Origin of the sequence: Aneurinibacillus sp. UBA3580 (genome assembly GCF_002375825.1) — a bacterium.
GTDB lineage: Bacteria > Bacillota > Bacilli > Aneurinibacillales > Aneurinibacillaceae > Aneurinibacillus > Aneurinibacillus danicus.
In genome coordinates, this window is the sequence record NZ_DFMZ01000054.1 from 9,350 (window position 1) to 27,266 (window position 17,917).

General features: G+C 46.1%; 18 protein-coding genes and 4 tRNA genes. 19 read left to right on the forward strand and 3 right to left on the reverse strand.

Features of this window, described 5'->3' with window-relative positions:
- Positions 1-131: 131 nt before the first annotated feature.
- The 5 genes from pfkA (at position 132) to B2899_RS08770 (ending at position 5,827) form a co-directional block, all read left to right on the forward strand.
- Positions 132-1,091: a 6-phosphofructokinase gene (gene pfkA, locus B2899_RS08750; protein WP_146810922.1), complete on the forward strand. Its 960-nt coding sequence runs from the start codon at positions 132-134 to the stop codon at positions 1,089-1,091.
- Between the two features lie 98 nt (positions 1,092-1,189).
- On the forward strand, positions 1,190-2,932 hold the full coding sequence (locus tag B2899_RS08755; protein ID WP_146810923.1) for a phospho-sugar mutase: 1,743 nt from the start codon (positions 1,190-1,192) through the stop codon (positions 2,930-2,932).
- A 191-nt stretch (positions 2,933-3,123) separates the two neighbouring features.
- A complete protein-coding gene (locus B2899_RS08760; protein WP_286885140.1) occupies positions 3,124-3,903 on the forward strand; it encodes a GDSL-type esterase/lipase family protein in 780 nt (259 codons plus the stop codon).
- A 12-nt stretch (positions 3,904-3,915) separates the two neighbouring features.
- Positions 3,916-4,842: an ABC transporter ATP-binding protein gene (locus tag B2899_RS08765; protein WP_174760615.1), complete on the forward strand. Its 927-nt coding sequence runs from the start codon at positions 3,916-3,918 to the stop codon at positions 4,840-4,842.
- Positions 4,835-5,827 (forward strand): ABC transporter permease, encoded by a 993-nt coding sequence (locus B2899_RS08770; protein ID WP_286885142.1) that lies wholly within the window; start codon positions 4,835-4,837, stop codon positions 5,825-5,827. The genes B2899_RS08765 and B2899_RS08770 overlap by 8 nt, the downstream gene beginning before the upstream one ends.
- A gap of 56 nt (positions 5,828-5,883) precedes the next feature.
- Here B2899_RS08770 and B2899_RS08775 read toward each other — a convergent pair whose 3' ends face one another.
- Positions 5,884-6,771, reverse strand: coding sequence for a polysaccharide deacetylase family protein (locus tag B2899_RS08775; protein ID WP_286885145.1), 888 nt, complete (start codon positions 6,769-6,771; stop codon positions 5,884-5,886).
- Between the two features lie 306 nt (positions 6,772-7,077).
- Between B2899_RS08775 and B2899_RS08780 the strand changes: the two genes are divergently transcribed.
- The 13 genes from B2899_RS08780 to B2899_RS08840 all read left to right on the forward strand — a co-directional run bounded on the left by B2899_RS08780 (position 7,078) and on the right by B2899_RS08840 (position 16,047).
- Positions 7,078-7,512, forward strand: a complete 435-nt coding sequence (locus tag B2899_RS08780; protein WP_146810928.1) for a BrxA/BrxB family bacilliredoxin — start codon at positions 7,078-7,080, stop codon at positions 7,510-7,512.
- Positions 7,513-7,617: 105 nt separating this feature from the next.
- Positions 7,618-7,711: transfer RNA gene (locus B2899_RS08785), tRNA-Ser, on the forward strand.
- 6 nt (positions 7,712-7,717) lie between these two features.
- Positions 7,718-7,806, forward strand: a tRNA-Ser gene (locus tag B2899_RS08790).
- 111 nt (positions 7,807-7,917) lie between these two features.
- Positions 7,918-7,994, forward strand: a tRNA-Met gene (locus B2899_RS08795).
- Between the two features lie 19 nt (positions 7,995-8,013).
- Positions 8,014-8,090 (forward strand) — tRNA-Pro (locus tag B2899_RS08800).
- A gap of 215 nt (positions 8,091-8,305) precedes the next feature.
- Positions 8,306-8,938, forward strand: coding sequence for a TetR/AcrR family transcriptional regulator (locus B2899_RS08805; protein WP_146810929.1), 633 nt, complete (start codon positions 8,306-8,308; stop codon positions 8,936-8,938).
- Between the two features lie 122 nt (positions 8,939-9,060).
- Complete coding sequence (locus B2899_RS08810; protein WP_146810930.1) at positions 9,061-10,506, forward strand: NAD(P)/FAD-dependent oxidoreductase; 1,446 nt, start codon at positions 9,061-9,063, stop codon at positions 10,504-10,506.
- A gap of 192 nt (positions 10,507-10,698) precedes the next feature.
- Positions 10,699-11,235 carry a response regulator gene (locus B2899_RS08815; protein WP_286885149.1) on the forward strand — a complete coding sequence of 179 codons (537 nt, stop codon included), beginning with the start codon at positions 10,699-10,701 and terminating at the stop codon, positions 11,233-11,235.
- A gap of 109 nt (positions 11,236-11,344) precedes the next feature.
- Positions 11,345-12,343, forward strand: a complete 999-nt coding sequence (locus tag B2899_RS08820; RefSeq protein ID WP_170230295.1) for a BMP family ABC transporter substrate-binding protein — start codon at positions 11,345-11,347, stop codon at positions 12,341-12,343.
- 17 nt (positions 12,344-12,360) lie between these two features.
- Positions 12,361-14,292: a sensor histidine kinase gene (locus B2899_RS08825; protein ID WP_286885152.1), complete on the forward strand. Its 1,932-nt coding sequence runs from the start codon at positions 12,361-12,363 to the stop codon at positions 14,290-14,292.
- 33 nt (positions 14,293-14,325) lie between these two features.
- Positions 14,326-14,745 (forward strand): response regulator, encoded by a 420-nt coding sequence (locus B2899_RS08830; protein ID WP_146810934.1) that lies wholly within the window; start codon positions 14,326-14,328, stop codon positions 14,743-14,745.
- Between the two features lie 9 nt (positions 14,746-14,754).
- Positions 14,755-15,687 carry a sensor histidine kinase gene (locus B2899_RS08835; protein ID WP_146810935.1) on the forward strand — a complete coding sequence of 311 codons (933 nt, stop codon included), beginning with the start codon at positions 14,755-14,757 and terminating at the stop codon, positions 15,685-15,687.
- Between the two features lie 57 nt (positions 15,688-15,744).
- The gene (locus tag B2899_RS08840) at positions 15,745-16,047 is read left to right on the forward strand and encodes a 4a-hydroxytetrahydrobiopterin dehydratase (protein WP_146810936.1); all 303 of its coding nucleotides are present in this window, start codon (positions 15,745-15,747) and stop codon (positions 16,045-16,047) included.
- Positions 16,048-16,168: 121 nt separating this feature from the next.
- Here B2899_RS08840 and B2899_RS08845 read toward each other — a convergent pair whose 3' ends face one another.
- Positions 16,169-16,633: a PCYCGC motif-containing (lipo)protein gene (locus B2899_RS08845; RefSeq protein WP_170230297.1), complete on the reverse strand. Its 465-nt coding sequence runs from the start codon at positions 16,631-16,633 to the stop codon at positions 16,169-16,171.
- Positions 16,634-16,811: 178 nt separating this feature from the next.
- Here B2899_RS08845 and B2899_RS08850 point away from each other — a divergent pair, with 178 nt between their 5' ends.
- Entirely contained in the window at positions 16,812-17,603 is a 792-nt protein-coding gene (locus B2899_RS08850; protein ID WP_286885157.1) for a hypothetical protein, read from the forward strand.
- Here B2899_RS08850 and B2899_RS08855 read toward each other — a convergent pair.
- A partial coding sequence (locus tag B2899_RS08855; protein WP_414631760.1) for an AMP-binding enzyme occupies positions 17,600-17,917 on the reverse strand: 318 nt, incomplete at its 5' end. The two genes, B2899_RS08850 and B2899_RS08855, sit on opposite strands and share 4 nt — an antisense overlap.

The window sequence follows — 17,917 nt, forward strand, 5'->3', positions numbered from 1 at the left end:
AAGAGAGAAGAGAACGAGGAGAGGATTTTAATGGGGAAAAAGGCGAACGCCTTTTTCTTCCCCGGGTCTCATTTCCTCTTTCTCTCCTTCTTTCCTCACAATTTTCACAGAAAAAAGAGAGGATGATGATCATGCAAAAGATTGCGGTATTAACAAGCGGAGGAGATGCTCCAGGGATGAATGCCGCCGTGCGGGCTGTCGTTCGTCGCGGCATTTCGCACGGTATGGAAGTATATGGCGTCTATCATGGTTATGAAGGGTTGATGCTGGGGCAGATCGAGCCAATGAATGCCGGAAGTGTAGGGGATATTATTCAGCGGGGCGGCACCATCCTGTACAGCAGCCGCAGCGAAGAATTCAAAACGGAGGCCGGCCAGCAGAAGGGGATCGATAACCTGCGGGAGAGAGGAATTGAAGGCCTTGTTGTGATTGGTGGCGATGGTTCGTTTCGCGGCGCACAAAAACTATCGGACAAGGGGTTTGCTACGATCGGCATTCCGGGTACGATCGATAACGATATTTCAGGCACAGAGGTGACGCTCGGGTTTGATACGGCAGTCAATACGGTTATTGAAGCGATTGATAAAATTCGGGATACCGCCACATCGCATGAACGGATTTTTGTCATTGAAGTGATGGGCCGACATTGCGGTGATATTGCACTATGGGCTGGTTTAAGCGGCGGAGCGGAGTCGATTTTACTTCCCGAGGTGGATTTTGAGATTACGGATGTAATCAGCCGCCTGCTAGAAGGAAACAAACGCGGCAAGAAACACAGCATTATCATTGTGGCAGAAGGCGTATGTCCGGCTTCGGAAATTGCACAGAAAATTAAAGAGGAAGCAGGATTGGATACAAGGGTAACAGTGCTTGGGCATGTGCAGCGCGGCGGCTCTCCGTCCGCGTTCGACCGGATGTTGGGCAGCAGGTTGGGGGCCAAAGCGGTCGACTTGCTGCGTGATGGCCAGAGCGGTAAGATGGTAGGTATTCAGCGAAACAGGATTACGGCGGTGGACTTCGCCGACGTATTTGGGAGCAAGCATGACATTGATTTGGATATGTACGAACTGAGCAAAACCCTTTCTATTTAATTTATGTTTTTATTAGCCGTTCCGACGCGGAGCGGCTTTGTTTTGTAACCGGGAAAGCAATTGCAGTATAATAGTGGAAAAATGGGGAGAGTGAAGGGATGAACTGGGAACAAAAAGCGGCGCGGTGGCAGGAGTATCCTGGTCTTTCGCAAGAGTTAAAACAGGAGCTTGCGGCCATGAAGGACAACAAGAGAGCGCTGGAAGATTGTTTTTACAAAAATCTGGAGTTTGGCACCGGCGGGTTACGCGGCGAAATCGGGCCGGGAACGAACAGAATGAATATATATACGGTGCGCAAAGCGTCAGAAGGTCTCGCCCGCTATATTGAAGCACAAGGAGAGGAGGCCAGGCGGCGCGGTGTAGCGATTGCCTATGATGTGCGCCGCAAATCACGGGAGTTTGCGCTTGAAGCGGCACTGACACTCGCACGGCATAATATTCGAACGTATGTCTTCGACGATATCCGTCCTACGCCGGTACTGTCGTTTGCTGTGCGCCACCTGGGTGCATATGCGGGGATTGTCATTACGGCAAGTCATAATCCTCCTGAATATAACGGATACAAAGTATACGGTCCGGACGGCGGTCAGCTACCTCCGGCGGACGCGGACGCGGTTATCTCAAAAGTAAACGAAGCGGGTGACGAGCTGGTCATTGAAGTAATGGACGAGCAGGCGGCACGCAAGGCCGGGCTCCTTGTAAGCATTGGTGCTGATATTGATGACGCATACATACAGAAGATTTGCGCTCTCAGTGTAAATTCGGAGTTGATACGGCGGATGGGAGATGAAGTTCGGATTGTATTTACCCCCCTGCACGGTACCTCGAATAAGTTAGTGCGGCGCGGGCTTGCGGAACTTGGATTCACCAATGTGGAGGTCGTCAAAGAGCAGGAATTGCCCGATTCCGAATTTTCTACGGTTGTTTCGCCGAATCCGGAGGAGCATGCTGCATTTGAGCTGGCAATTGAATACGGTAAGCGGACATGCGCCGATATGCTGCTTGGCACGGACCCGGATGCGGACCGTGTTGGCATTGCGGTAAAGAATCTTCAGGGAGAATACGTAGTGCTTACCGGCAACCAGACCGGCGCACTTCTTCTGCATTATTTGCTGGAACAAAAGCGGGAGGCGGGCACTCTTCCAAAGAACGGGGCGGTATTGAAGACGATTGTAACGTCCGAAATCGGACGCGCCATCGCAGATTCGTACGGCCTTGAGACAATCGATACGTTGACCGGCTTTAAGTTTATCGGTGAAAAGATTAGAGAGTTCGAGGAAACCGGAAGCCATACTTTTGTATTCGGCTACGAGGAAAGCTATGGCTATCTGGCGGGTGATTTTGTTCGTGATAAAGATGCGGTGCAGGTCTGCCTCCTTGCCGCCGAGGTAGCCGCCTACTACAAATCGCGTGGTATGACAATGTATGAAGGATTGCTGGAGATCTTCGAGACGTATGGATATTATCTCGAAGACTTGCTCTCCATAACCCTCAAAGGAAAAGAAGGGCTGGAAAAAATGAAAGCCATTCTCCAATCGTTCCGCGACGAGCCGGCAGCCGAGATGGCAGGGCAAAACATCCGGATTATTGAGGATTACAAAGCGGGCATACGTATAGTAACACAGGATAACCGGCGCGAAACGCTTACGCTCCCGGCCTCCGACGTGTTGAAGTATACGCTGGAAAACGGTGCGTGGTTTTGCCTTCGTCCTTCCGGTACGGAGCCGAAAATCAAGTTTTATTTCGGCGTAAAAGCGAGTACGATGGAAGAAAGCAGAGAGTTTCTGGAGCGCTTAAAGGCGGATGTAATGGAGAGGGTAGACAGGTTGATGAAGGAGTAAAGTGTAGAGAAAGGAGTCCTTTGGCTCCTTTTTCGCATTTATTGTTGGTCATCCTCCGCTTTTTTCAATTTTACTTTACACTATTTGTGCCATTATCAAACGAATCGCTGGGGAATTGCGGGAATTTTGCTTTTTTGTTTGCCGTGAATTATGTATATAATGATACATACGAAATATAAGGAGGAGCGAACATGTCATCACGGACAAGCTGGCGGTTGTTCGCGGTCTTTTCTCTTGTCTCAATGCTGGTTCTTGCCATAGGGCTATATATGGGAGTAAGAGACATTCTTTTCCCTTCTGCGGTCGGATGGAAAACCGATAAAAGTGCCGGAGAAGAGGCTTCGATCCCGAAAGAAAATAAAATTCAGATTGTAGCGCTTGGAGATTCGCTGACAAGAGGTACGGGGGATGGAAGCGGACTTGGATATGTCGGCCATTTGCGCGCACGACTTGCGCAAGTCGCGGGACAGGAAGTATACGTATTGAACCATGGAGTAAACGGATATAAAACTGCCGATTTGCTGCGCGATCTGCAGAAGAAGGAGGATATTCGCCGGACCATTCGCCAGGCGGACATTATTACGCTGTCCATTGGAGGCAATGATTTATTCAATGCGGGAGCGGAAGAAGTAAGGCCGGAGGAAAGTCAAAAACGACTGCCGGGAGCCGTGGACCGGTACAGACAAATTGTAAAAATAATTACCTCGCTGAACCCGAAGGCTAAAGTGCTGTACGTGGGGTTGTACAACGCATTTGCCGATTTATCGAATGCACGGGAGAGTTATAAAATAGTACAGCTGTGGAACGGGGAAGCATCGGCTGTCCTCTATCAGTATCCCAATACAATTTTCGTTCCGACTGACGACTTGTTCCGGACGGGCGGCGTGAAATATCTATCCAGCGACCATTTTCATCCGAACCAGGCCGGATATCGACGCATCGGAGAGCGTATGGCCGAAGTGGTCCGTTAAGGGGGGAATATGGTGACACAAGCAATTACGCTTGAAATTGAACAGGTGGAAAAAGAAATTCGTGGTAAGAAAATTATTAAAGGAATTTCATTTTCCGTACGGGAAGGAGAAGTGTTCGGTTTTCTTGGACCTAACGGGTCAGGAAAAACGACAACCATTCGGATGATGGTCGGCTTGATTCGGCCGACCGCAGGACGGATTCGGATATGCGGTTTCGATATCCAGAAGGAATACACAAAAGCGCTTGCACATGTCGGATCGATTGTGGAAAACCCTGAATTGTATTCCTTTTTGACAGGGATGGAAAATCTTGAGCAGTTTGCACGTATGATTCCTGGCGTTACCCGGGGGAAAATTGATGAAGTAGTGCAGCGTGTGGATTTAAGCAAGCGCATTCATGACAGAGTAAAAGATTATTCACTGGGCATGCGTCAGAGGCTTGGCATTGCTCAGGCGCTGTTGGGAGATCCGAAACTGCTTATCCTGGACGAGCCGACAAACGGGCTTGATCCGCAGGGCATTAAAGAGTTACGAGCTTTCATTCGCCAATTGGCGGGCGAGGGATTAAGCGTGTTTATCTCCAGCCACCTGCTTAGTGAAATCCAGTTAATGTGTGACCGGGTTGCTATTATTAACAGGGGAGAAATCATTCGCGTAGGAGAAGTAGACGAGTTGCTAACGCAGGATTTCCGCAAAATGATCTGGTATGCAGAGCCGCGTTCGAAGGCGAAGTCTATCCTTGCGGCATCGCCGCTTGTACGCCTATCGGAACAGGAAACGCTGGATGGAGGAATTGTAACCGAAATCGCGGCGGAACATGTTCCTGAGCTGGCAGCCCGACTAATTAGCGGCGGAATTCAAGTATATGAAATCGAATGGAAGAAGCCAAGTCTGGAGGATTTATTTCTGGATATGACCGAGGGGGAGCGTTATGTCTAGCATGTACGGACTGGTTATGAATGAATCGATAAAGATTTTGCGGAAGAAACGGCTATGGGTAGTTGTATTGATTCTGCTTGTACTTGTCCCCATTTTCACCTATGCGCAGCTGCGGGCTACGATTAGCAATCAGAAGCAGTTGGGAACAACGGATTGGAAAGTGGCGGTAAGACAGAGTATCAATGACACGACCAACCGGTTAAGCAGCACCCGTATTCCGGAAGAGTGGAAAAAGTGGATGCGAATTCGTATTCAGCAGCAGCAATACTATCTCGACCATGATATTAATCCGACTTCTCCCAACGGAGTCACATTTACCCGCGATTTCATGAACAACGCTGTGTCGCTATTCATTCCGCTGCTTATCGTCATTATCGCATCGGACATCGTTTCCGGAGAACATACCGGAGGCACGATTAAGCTATTGTTAACAAGGCCCGTGAAACGCTGGAAAGTACTAACCAGCAAGTTGATTGCCCTGATTTTATTTGTTTCGACGATTGTCACGCTAACAGGTATTATTGCATACCTTATCTCCGGACTGGTGTTCGGCTATAGGGGTTGGAATTATCCGGTGCTTACCGGTTTTCAGATTTCCGGAGAAGAGATAAATACGGAGAGTGTACACGTGCTGCCGCAATGGTTGTATATTCTTATGGAGTATGGATTGTCCTGGTATGCCTGTTTGGCTGTGGCCTCTATTTCATTTATGGTTTCCGTACTGGTGCGTAGCACGGCTGCAGGCATGGGGATTATGGTATCGGCATTAATCGCAGGTACAATCTTAACGAATATGGCATCCGCATGGGAATCGGCCAAATACTTTTTCATGGTGAATCTGCAGCTAACGGATTACCTGGCGGGCACGCTTCCGCCAATTCCCGGATTAAGTCTGCCGTTTTCATTGGCGGTGCTTGGTATATGGAGCGTGGCTTCCCTTATTGTAGCCTATGTCGTATTTATTCGACGAGATGTGCTAAACTAAAAAACGAGGCACCGGATGTTATCCGGCTTCCCTCGTTTTTTGTATAGAGATGGGGATTACGCTTTTTTTGCCGGCTTCGGTGTAGGCAGGGGCGCGATCCCGTAGCCTTTATCCTTAAGCAGCTTGATAATTTTCGGAAGCAACTGCACTGTATGCTCTTTTTCATGCATTAAAATAATGGAGCCGGGCTTTACTTCTCTGGCAATATTGTTCATGATTAAATCCGGTTTGTCACCATATTTCCAGTCAAGGCTGTCTACATTCCAGTATGCGAGAATCTGATTCGTTTCTTTGGATGCGAGCAGCGTATTCTGGTCGACTGCTCCGTAAGGTGGACGGAAATAATAGATTGGGGCGCCGATTTTTTGGGAGATGTACTCTGTGGAAGTACGAATTATCTGTATCTGTACATCTTTCGGCTTTTTCCAGAGCTTCTCATGATACATGGTATGTGTACCAATGATGTGACCGTTTGCCAGCATTTGTCTGGCAAGCTTGCTGTCCCGCTCGGTTTTTACGTTTTGGCCAATCCAGAAAAACCCGCCTTTCACATTATGCTCATCCAGAATCGCAACAATATCCTTTGTATACTTTCCCGGTCCGTCATCAAATGTTAAATAGACGGTCGGTTTAGACGTGGGAATTTTGGCGATCATCTTGCCGACTGCCGGTACATCAGGAGACGAAGCTGTATTGGTTGAAGGTTTTGCTGGCTTTGCTGGTGCGGATGGGTCAGGTTTCTGTGCCGAATTCGGTTGCTGCGGTGGCTTAGATTTTTCTGGTGTATCAGATGTCTCTTTATCCGAAATGGAATTCAAGAGGTCAGTTGCAGACTGTGCAGGTGGACTTTCGCTAAAAATTAAATTCACTTGAATAATCACGCCCAATAGCAATAGCGCAAGCCAAATCCTGTTTCTTTGTCTTCTCCTCCGGTCGTTCTCCAAAATAATTCCCTTCTTTCTCTATTTCATACATAAAGTAGTATGCATTGCATATTCTACTATAAAAACGTCGGTAATGCGTAAAAAGTTCCAGTAAAAATAAAAATTCTTATGGTTGTCAAAAATCCTCACTGTTTTATTATAAAATTATACAAGAATGATTTTTTTGGAAATAGGTAAAATCACTTGCTCTGTTGTGAAATACTCTGTAAAACTTTCCTCTAAGATAAGAAATCGCTATAATGGAATAAATCCGGTTTTTAATGTTTGCATGAATAAAAAGCAAGTAATGTAACGGAGGGATTTACAATGATGTCATATGATGAATATATGCGTTCGGTTATTCAACCGATGCGTACGGAACTTACGTCTGCAGGGTTTGAAGAACTGCTGACTCCGGACGATGTGGAAACAAAGTTTGAGAATATGAAAGGCACCGCATTTGTGGTGGTTAATTCGGTGTGCGGCTGTGCGGCCGGCCTCGCTCGCCCGGCTGCCGTATATTCCGTACAGAACAGCGAGGCAAAGCCGGATAAGCTTTATACGGTGTTTGCCGGTCAGGACAAAGAAGCTACGGCAAAAGCGCGTGAGTATTTCACCGGCTATCCGCCGTCCTCACCGTCCTTCGCATTGCTGAAAGACGGAGAACTGGTGTATATGATGGAGCGTCATCAGATCGAAAACCGCCCGCTTGAAGTGATTGCCTCTGATTTGATGGAAGCATTCAAAAAGCATTGCGGATAAGACGTACGGCAAAACTCCTTTCTCAGCAATGGGGGAGGAGTTTTTTATGTCTTGCATTTACTTAAAAAGTATGATAAGATAACTCTTGTCGCTGTTAATGTATAAGGACAGATGTCCGAGTTGGTCGAAGGAGCACGATTGGAAATCGTGTAGGCGGGGATAACTCGTCTCGTGGGTTCGAATCCCACTCTGTCCGCCATATTAAGGAGAAGTACCCAAGAGGCTGTAAGGGGCTCCCCTGCTAAGGGAGTAGACGGGTTAAACCGTGCGAGGGTTCGAATCCCTCCTTCTCCGCATTCCAGAAATTGGGAGCAGAATGGTGGAAGGTAGAGAATAAAGGGGAAAAAACGTTCGTTTTTTCTGTTCGAATATTTCTTCCCTCATTTTCTTATATCTTGTTTTTGAGGCGGTGTAGCTCAGCTGGCTAGAGCGTACGGTTCATACCCGTGAGGTCGGGGGTTCGATCCCCTCCGCCGCTACCATTTTTTCTACATACTTTGTCGGGAAGTGGCTCAGCTTGGTAGAGCGCCTCGTTCGGGACGAGGAGGTCGCAGGTTCAAATCCTGTCTTCCCGACCATTTTTGTATTTGTCTATATACGTATAACAATGAAGGATAGCTTCAATCCGATAAGGGTTGAAGCTTTTTTGTGTTCTTTATCATTTTTCTGTTTGTTTTTTTAAATTGTAGCTTGTTTCATGGGTAAAAATGGTGGATACTGGTATCATAGGTTTTTTTACCTACTTCTTTAGAAGTTGACATAGAGAAAGAATATAGAGAAAAGGAGAATATATATGGAAAAGAAATATTCCCCGCGAGTAAAGAGAACCAGAGAGAAAATCCTGCATTCAGCTGTGGAAATCTTCTCACAAAAAGGATTCCAAGCGTCAACTATTCGTGAAATCGCCCGTTTGGCCGGGGTGAACGATTTAACTGTATATCGCCATTTTGAAAGTAAGGAAAAACTGTTTACGGAGATGCTTCAACGTCATGCGTTACTGGCCGAAATCAGTGAATATATTGTACAGGGTATAACTGACGATTATGCACGTGATTTGCGTGCCATCGTTCGTACATTCATTTCCACATTCAAAAAGGAGCTACCATTGATTAAGCTTTTACTCAGCGAAGCGGAGAAAATGGAAGAATGCCGTAAATATGTCGCAATGTTTACCGAAAAAATTATCGAGAAATTGACGGCTTTCTTTGAGTATTATAAGATTGCAGGTCAAATCCGGCAAAATGTAAACAGCTACGCTGTCGCCTCCGGTCTCTACAGTATATTATTTGCCCGCGTCTATTCATTCATTCTGCATGGAGAAGCAAATCAGTCATTATCTTTCATGTCAGAAAATGAATTGATGGACGGGTGGATTGATTTATTCGTCGCAGGAACGGCAGTTTCCGAATATTCATATACAAAATGACGAACGAAATATATAAGTGGTAAGAAAACATTCGGCTTTCTGGTTGATTCTTTGCCACGGTAGGCGGTATAATTCAGAAAGGTTTCCGAAATAGCTTTTGCATTCAAGGGGGCTTTTAACAGATGAGGTATGATGTAGTAATCGTAGGTGCCGGACCTGCTGGTATTTTTACGGCATATGAATTAACCAGAAAAAATCCTGCCTTAGATGTTTTGTTAATAGATAAAGGACATGATATTTTTAAGCGCCGTTGTCCGATTTTGGAGAAAAAAATAAAGAAATGCCCGCCTCCCGCCGGACGAAAAGAGTTTAGCGGCTGTTTGCCGGCCTGTTCTATTACGAACGGATTCGGTGGTGCGGGTGCCTACTCGGACGGAAAGTTCAATATTACCACAGAGTTTGGCGGTTGGATGACTGATTATCTTCCTCCGTCCCAGGTGCTGGAGCTAATTCGCTATGTGGATGAAATCAATCTTGAGCACGGAGCGACACTGAGCATTACTGACCCGACTACGCCTGAAGTACGAGAAATTGAGCGCAAAGCGGCCGGTGTGGGTCTTAAACTGCTCCGTGCAAATGTACGTCATCTTGGTACGGAGCAAAACCTTAAGATTCTTCAGAGTATCTATCGTGAATTAGAGACAAAGATCACGATGAAGTTTAAAACCGAAGTATCCGACATTCTTACAGAAAAAACGGAAGACGGTATTCAAATTAAAGGTATAGAATGTAAATCCGGCGAGACATATATGGCTGATAAAGTGGTGATTGTTCCAGGGCGTGACGGTTCCGAATGGTTTGGTAATATCCTGAAGCGTCAGGGGCTGCGTCTGCTCAACAATCAGGTCGATATCGGCGTGCGCGTTGAGACGACAAATGTAGTGATGGAAGAGATTAACCGTCATTTGTATGAAGGGAAATTTTTGTACAAATCGACGACCGACCAAATTATCCGGAGCTTCTGTTCAAATCCAAGCGGCCACGTAGTGATAGAAAATCATAGCGGGGTTATGGCTGCGAATGGACACGCTTACAAAGATGAGAAGCTAGGATCTCCGAATACGAATTTTGCTCTGCTTGTATCCCATGTATTTACGGAGCCGTTTGATAAGCCGAATGAATATGCTAAAGAAATCTGCCGCCATGCAAACGATTTGTCCAACGGATCGGTTATCGTGCAGCGCTACGGGGACATTAAGCGGGGGCGTAGAACGACGGAAAAACGCCTGAAAGAAGGGTTTATCGAACCGACGCTGAAAGAAGCGGTACCAGGTGATTTAGGTCTTGTGCTCCCGTATAATACAATGAAGAGTTTGATTGAGATGGTGGAAGCGCTTGATCACGTAACGCCTGGAATTGCCAGTGAACATACGCTATTCTATGGGGTAGAAGCAAAATTTTATTCCGCGCGTCCCTATTTAAACGAGAATTTCGAGACGGAGATTCATGGGCTGTACGCCGGGGGCGACGGTGCAGGCATTACTCGGGGATTGGCACAAGCGGGAGCGTGCGGCGTCCATATCGCGCGTGATATTTTAACGAAGGTGAGAATGACCGTGGCCGATTAGCCATAAGTCCTGCCATAAAAATGAAGGGAAAGGCGGCTGACTTTTGTGGTGCGAAGGAAAAGAGAGAAGAGAACGAGGAGGTGATTTCAATGTGGAAAAAGGCGATGGCCTTTTTCTTCCTCGGATCTTTTTTCCTCTCTCCTTCCTTCTTTATTTCATGATCTTCACAGAAAACGGATAGGAGGGTGAGAAATGAGAGGGAAGCCGACCGTATTGATTGTTGATGATGATGTAGATATTTGTTTCCTGATGGCAACGGCGATTCAATCAGAGCAGGTGGAGATTATAACTGCTCATTCGGGAAAGGAAGCATTGCGTATGTACGAGCAGCATCATCCTGAGCTTGTACTGCTTGATATCCAATTGCCGGAGTTGAGTGGAATTGAAGTGTTGAGCAGAATGAAAAAAATAGACGAAGAATGTCAGGTCATTATGGTTACTGCTTACGCGACGATTGAAACCGCCGTTCAGGCAATGAAGCTTGGAGCGCTTGATTATATTTGCAAACCGTTTAAACTTCCGCATTTGAGGGAGACGGTTCAGAACGCGATAGATTTCGTCACGAGCATTCCTGAGCATTTGCCGACACTTGAAGAAGTGGAACGCAAGCATATTGAAAAAGTACTGAACGAAGTGGAAGGCAACCGCCGCCTGGCAGCCGAGAAACTGGATATTTCACTGCGCACGCTGTACTACAAAATTAAACAATATAATATTTACAACCCTTAAAATCCAGAAACGTACAGGTCTGGATTTTTTTCTGCAATTTTTGCACTTCAGCGCTGTAAGGTAAAATGTTTACAATGGTAATATAGCCATAGAAAAAGGGATGTGCCGTATGCTGAGAAAACTACTTCTTCTTTTGGCGTTGCTATTGCTGGTTGGCTGTTCAATATCCTCTTCGTTTGAAGAAACAAAAAACGTGACGCCTCCTGAAGCTCCGTTGAAAGTGGCGCTGCTTCTAGAAGGAAAAATATATGATCAAGGCTGGGATAACCAGGCATATGTCGGCCTTAAAGAAATCGAACGGAAAATGAATGCGCAAATTTTCTACATGCAGTATGTAAACACGGAGAAAAAGCAGGCCGACGAGACAAAAAAGCTGGCAGAGCAGGGATACCAGTTGATATTCGGAAACGGACGCAGTTTTGAAACAGTTTTCAATAACCTTGCGCCCGCCTATCCGAATACGCGCTTCGTCTTCTTTAATGGAAGGGCGGCAGCAGCAAATGTATCTGCCATTAATTTCACGCCGGAATCAATGGGCTATTTCTCGGGAGTTGTGGCGGGTTTGATGACGAAAACGCATAAAATCGGCTTAATTCCCGCTTACAGTTCCATGTATGAAATCGAACCGTTTATCCAGGCAGCAAAAGAGCAAAATCGGGCAAATAAAGTAATTGTACGGGAAGTAAACAGTTGGAATGACGGGCGCAAAGCCGTGCAGATTGCCAAGAGGATGATAGATGAAGGCGTTGATATTCTTGTTCCGATGGGCGACGGTTTCAATATTGATGTTCTTATGGAAGCGCATCATGCAAAGCGATTGGCAATCGGTTATGTTTCAGATCAATCGTTTGTCTCGAAAGAAACAGTGGTGACAAGTATACTCCAGAATGTAGCGGACGTTTACCTTAAGGTTGCACGCAAGTATAAAGAGGGAACGCTGCCCGCCGGGTGCCTAACTTTTGATTTTAAAGATGGGGGACAGGACTTGGCCCACTTCGGCCCTATGGTTCCCCCGGCCGTTCAGGGAAAAGTCAAACAAAAGCTGGAAGAGTATAAAACGGGTGCGTTTTCTTTGCCGATACATACCCAGTCTATACGATGCCAGTAAAAAGTGGAGTAAATACAATGAATGCATTTCAAAGATGGAATAACTTGTCGATTCGATTCAAGTTTTTCAGCGTATTTCTGGCTGTTGTGCTGCTCGCCGGGGGCGGTATGCTTGTTTTGAACAATCAACTGCTGAGTGTAGTACACGATAATGATAAAGTCATCAACCAATCGGTACCGAATCTGACTACGCAACTGCAAGTGAAAAGCACGATTATGGAGCGAATCAACTATGTTATGCTGTATATTACGACAGGCAGAGAAGAATTTCGGGAGAAGTTTGAAGAGGCAAGCGCCCGTGTGCGGGAAATCGAGGAGAATTTAAGAGATAGCGCATTACCGCAGGAACAAGAGGGAATTGAGAGGTTTATTATTCACAGTGAAGATTGGGAACTTATTTTGCGGAATGAAGTGATTCCCGTCTATCAGCGCAATAATCCGAAGGATGCGCTTGAAACGCTAAATTCAAAAGCGCAGCCGCTCGCTATTCGATTGATGAATGAAGTAGAAATACTTTCACAGCGAAAGATTCAAGAAATCGGTAGCGATAATCAGAAGATGCTCAACAATGCCTGGTCTTCTGTACGGGTCGGATACATCGTAATCGGGGTTACGCTGTTACTTGCGCTGTTGTTCTCCTACTACATGTCACGTAGCATTACGAACCCTATTTTATCACTGCTTCATGGTGTCCGCCGGATGACACAGGGAGATTTCACCACTCAAGTAGAGGTGACGAACCAAGATGAATGGGGGGAGCTAAGCAAGGCGTTCAACCGGATGAGTTTAAGCATTGCGGGCCTGGTCGAAGAGCTGAGACAGGCTAATGTGCGTCTGCAGGAGGAATCCCGGCGTGCAAAGGAGGCTACCCGGTTAAAATCAGAATTTCTTGCCAATATGTCACATGAGCTCCGTACGCCGCTGACAGGCATTATCGGTTTTGCTGAATTGCTGTATGAAGATCCGGAAAATCGTCTTTCTCCTGCACAGAAAAACTTTACGCACAATATCGTAAGAGCGGGGGAGCATCTGCTGTCAATGATTAATGATATTCTTGACTTAAGCAAGATTGAAGCGGGAAAATACGAGCTGGAAGTAACCCGGTTCGATATGGTCCAAGTCATTCGCAGTACGCTGGTTATGTTGCAGGCAAAAGCGGAGCAGCGCGGGATATCGCTTGTGCTGGAAACGGAGTGCTCAGTCCTGCAGGTAACAGCAGATAAAACAAAAATCCGGCAAGTTTTATTAAATTTACTGGGTAACGCAATTAAATTTAGCACTGTACAAAGTACAGTGCGGGTTACTCTTAAACAAGACGGTCATACTGTGACCGTCCGGGTAGAAGATCAGGGAATCGGAATCGAAGCCGAAAAGCAGGAAAAGATTTTCGAACAATTCTACCAAAATGACGGCAGCCTGGATCGCAAATATGAAGGAACAGGGCTTGGACTGGCGTTATCGAAACAGTTGATTGAGCTGCATGGCGGGAACATAGAAGTGAAAAGTGAACTCGGCAGGGGAAGCGTATTTTCTTTTCATCTTCCACTGTGGGTGGAGAAAATATCCACACACAGCACTTACGCCATTACCGGCGAAGTTCAACCGCTTCTTATTTTTTATACGGCGGATTTCTCTGAACATTTTCCTGATTTTTCTAAAATAATTCAAAAAGAGGATCTACCTTTCCTTGCTTTTATGATAGAATCAAAACAAGAAGCTATCGAAATGATGGAAAAATATCCTGACAATAACATTCTAGTTGTGGCCCAATCATTTCATACCGGTTATGTAGAGATTTTGGAAGGGATACGTGAACATACGCATAGAAAGATTTTTGCCTATATTGAGCATCCGCTGCGTTTTGTAGAACGTGGTCAGGTTATGAGAGTGGCGGATTATATTTTGCCTTCTTCGCAGAATGTGTCCGCCGTGTTTTCGCGCATCCGATAATAAGGTTATTGAAAAAACAAAGGGGAACGCAAGATGGGATATCGTATTTTACTTGTGGAAGACAACCCTTCAAACCGTGAGTTGTTTATTGAAATTTTGCAATTGAAACCGGAATACGAAGTGTACGTGGCCGAGAGCGGTATGGATGCACTCAATATGCTGGAAACGTTTTATCCGGATTTAATTCTGATGGATATTCATATGCCGCGCATGGACGGCCTGGCTGTTACTAGAACGATTAAATCCATACCTGAGCTAGCTTCTATTCCGATTGTCGCATTGTCTGCTTTGGCGATGAAGTCCGATATTAAATCAGCGCTGGAGGCCGGTTGTATTGGCTACATTACAAAGCCGGTACGCATTCGAAGCTTTCTGGAGAAGATAGACATGTATCTTATGCAGGGCAAACAGAGTGGGGAGACATCGATTTCCGCACCCTGTGCGGAAGAGTAGGGATGAAAGGTGAAGCGTAAGTATTCCCTGGAGTGCTGTGTTCCGTTCTTTCTGGGTTTTGTTTTATTTCTGGTAGGTTGGCTCATTTATAGGGTTGTTACTGTGCCGGAGAAAGCTTATGGCCGAGAGCTGATCGTAAGCGTGCTGATTATTCTGGCGCTTATCGGTATTCTCTGGTCGTTTATTAGAAAGATGACCAGGCAAAATAAAATGCTTGAAGATACAAACCGGAAGCTGGCGGAGCTGGATCGAATGAAAACAGAATTTCTGGCCAATGTATCCCATGAACTGCGTACGCCTCTTACCGTGATCATGGGCTATTCCGAGCTATTGGAGGAGCGTCTTGCCAGAGAAGAAAATAAGACCAATGTAAAGTTTGTGCAGACCATTCACCGCAAGTCGGAAGATTTATTGAATTTGATTAATGACTTAATCGATTTTTCGCGTATTGAATCCGGCAGGCTTGAACTGAAGCTATCGCGGTTTAAGGTAGAGGAAGTGGTGAATGAAACTGTTGAAGAGCTTGCGACGAGCGCGGAGAAAAAGAAGCATACTATTCAGATTAACCATAGGGATATGCCCCTTTGGCTGCTGGCAGACCGAGGAAAAATCAAACAAATTATTGTAAATATACTGCAAAATGCAATTAAATATACCCCTTCCGAAGGATGTATCATTGTTCGTACATACGCACAGAATGACCGGTGCTATATCGAAGTAGAAGACAATGGAATAGGTATTTCCAAAGAACAAATTGCGCAGATTTATCAGCCTTTCAAACAGGCCGATTCCTCTTATAACAAAAAATATGAAGGCTTCGGATTGGGCCTCGCTATTACAAAAAGCCTGGTGCAAAGCCACAACGGAAACATCCGGGTGCAGAGCGTACCGGGCGAAGGATCATTGTTTATTGTTTCCCTGCCTAGGGAAAAAAACGCCTAGGTTTTGCATAAAGTGGTAATGGGTAAAAAATAGGAAGAGGAAGAAAGGATGATGAAAATGGCTAAGTTGTCGCAAGAGCAAATCGAGTTGAACCTTTCCAGGATTCCCGGATGGACGCTGGAAGACGGTGTTTCCATCCAGCGGAAGGTAACATTCGGCGACTTCCGAGAAGCGCTGGAATTTGTAAATCAAGTCGGTAAATTCGCCGAAGATGCGCATCATCATCCTGAGATCGACATTCGCTACAACAAGGTTAAGCTGCGCTTGACAACACAAGAAAAGAACGGATTAACCGGCAAAGACTTTGCACTGGCACAAAAGATTAACAAGATTCCTTTTTCCCAACCGAAAGTCATGTAAGTGACATGGTACGAACATCATTACTTAAACAGTAAACGCAGAAAGCGCAGGAATGTAACTTTATCTTCCTGCGCTTCTTTTTTATAGTATAGGAAAGACCGGCAACGCCCACGAGTTTTTCTTATGGTTTGTAGTCCCGCCTGGGCGAATCGGCACCATATTCTCCGCCATGCTTCTTCTTGATTGCTTGCTGGATTTCCGGCACCGGCTTTCCGGCCTCAGTCATCGTAATGACGTCAGTAGCAACCGCTACCGCTTTGCCGCTGATGCTGCCGTGAGAGTTCCACACAATGCTTCCGTCCGGGTTGATTTTATACAGAAATTCCTGAAGAAGGTTGGAATATTGACTGCCGTCATAGACGGGAATTTGTTTCATGACCTCCTGGTATTTGAAAGCAAGCTTGTATACATGTAAAATTCCGTCGTCTGTATTGGTTAACATCTGCGGGATTTCATGAATGCCGCCGGTCGTCTCCAGCATATCACCGTTCGGCAATGTTTCCTGTTTGGCGTCCGTCGAAGAACATGCAGCGGTGAAAAGGGATAAAAGAAGGAGAAAAAGAGTAAAAATCAACCTCTTAAACAATGTAAAAATCCCCCTTTTTTATTTTTTTCATCGTTAATTATAATGGCATCCCCCATGTTTGTAACGTGAAATTGTTACAATTTATCACCAATTCATCGCGGTAATCGCGCATATTTGGGTCAAGCATGCCATATATAACTAATGAATGTACGAGCGGTTTGAAGGAGCTGAAGAGAGGGTGTGGGTCCGGAATATTATTTGGTTCATTTTGTTGATTGGAATTGTAGTTTTCAGTATTTTACTGTTTCTGATAATAATGGATCCGGTTCCGGATTATAACGACCAGGCCGCTCAAGATACGGTAAAAGTCGAAGCGAATCAGTCGATGGAGCCCGGCGCGGAAACGGATAATGCGGATGCCGCGCATAGCGGTAATGCCGAAGAAACGGAGGCGGAACAAAAGCAGAAGAGAGAGGAAGCCGCCTCCATCCCGCCTCCATCCACCTCTTTGGGCGATGAACATGCGAATAGTAATGAAACGGCGGTTTCCGGGCCAAAGCCCGGAAAAACAACCGTATCAACTCCTTATGATAACCCTTCCGCCAAAAAAACATCGCCTGCGGAAAACGCAGGCGGGGAGGTACAGGCAGATACTATATGGTATCAAGTTGGGCAAGGTATCGGTTATATAGCGCTGGCCGTTACACTCGTTCCATATCTTTTGTTTTTCATGTTGGGAAGAGGAGGACGCGCAGCGCTTCGCCGTTTTGGTCGTGCCGGTGCACATAGCCTTTCGTTTCTCTCCCAAATGGCGATTGCGGTCGCCGCATTGCACGGAGGAATGATGCTTAGGATCGTGGCCCCGTGGGACCGCCATTTGCTGGGCGGTGTCTGGCTGTTTGCGTTTATCGTTTTTTTCTTTCTGCGCATGAGCCTGTATAATCCGGGTTCTCCGCTTGCCGGAAAAAATCCATTTTCTGTGCTGACGGTTGTGATTTTATTGCTATTCGTTATCCATGCACTTGGTTAGTGCGGGAGATTTCGCAATGCTTTTTTCATGACTTTGCCGGTTGCATTTTTGGGAAGCGAGTCTGTAATTTCAACGAAACGCGGCATTTTGTAATTGGCCAGATGCGGTTTCAGAAAATCGAGAATCATTCGGCGGTCTAGCGTCTCTCCTTCTTTCGGCACGATGAAAGCTTTAACGACTTCACCTTTTACCGCATCGGGAACACCGATGACGGCCGCCTCCAGCACACCCGGATGCCGGTACAGTATTTCTTCGATTTCGCGCGGATAAACGTTAAGACCGCGGGTAATAATCATATCTTTTTTACGATCCAC

What these genes read in the sequence shown, in the direction of transcription:
- pfkA (WP_146810922.1), top strand. Translation starts at nt 132, where the DNA reads ATGCAAAAGATTGCGGTATTAACAAGCGGAGGAGATGCTCCAGGGATG.
- B2899_RS08755 (WP_146810923.1), top strand. Translation starts at nt 1,190, where the DNA reads ATGAACTGGGAACAAAAAGCGGCGCGGTGGCAGGAGTATCCTGGTCTT.
- B2899_RS08760 (WP_286885140.1), top strand. Translation starts at nt 3,124, where the DNA reads ATGTCATCACGGACAAGCTGGCGGTTGTTCGCGGTCTTTTCTCTTGTC.
- B2899_RS08770 (WP_286885142.1), top strand. Translation starts at nt 4,835, where the DNA reads ATGTCTAGCATGTACGGACTGGTTATGAATGAATCGATAAAGATTTTG.
- B2899_RS08780 (WP_146810928.1), top strand. Translation starts at nt 7,078, where the DNA reads ATGATGTCATATGATGAATATATGCGTTCGGTTATTCAACCGATGCGT.
- B2899_RS08805 (WP_146810929.1), top strand. Translation starts at nt 8,306, where the DNA reads ATGGAAAAGAAATATTCCCCGCGAGTAAAGAGAACCAGAGAGAAAATC.
- B2899_RS08810 (WP_146810930.1), top strand. Translation starts at nt 9,061, where the DNA reads ATGAGGTATGATGTAGTAATCGTAGGTGCCGGACCTGCTGGTATTTTT.
- B2899_RS08815 (WP_286885149.1), top strand. Translation starts at nt 10,699, where the DNA reads ATGAGAGGGAAGCCGACCGTATTGATTGTTGATGATGATGTAGATATT.
- B2899_RS08820 (WP_170230295.1), top strand. Translation starts at nt 11,345, where the DNA reads ATGCTGAGAAAACTACTTCTTCTTTTGGCGTTGCTATTGCTGGTTGGC.
- B2899_RS08825 (WP_286885152.1), top strand. Translation starts at nt 12,361, where the DNA reads ATGAATGCATTTCAAAGATGGAATAACTTGTCGATTCGATTCAAGTTT.
- B2899_RS08830 (WP_146810934.1), top strand. Translation starts at nt 14,326, where the DNA reads ATGGGATATCGTATTTTACTTGTGGAAGACAACCCTTCAAACCGTGAG.
- B2899_RS08840 (WP_146810936.1), top strand. Translation starts at nt 15,745, where the DNA reads ATGGCTAAGTTGTCGCAAGAGCAAATCGAGTTGAACCTTTCCAGGATT.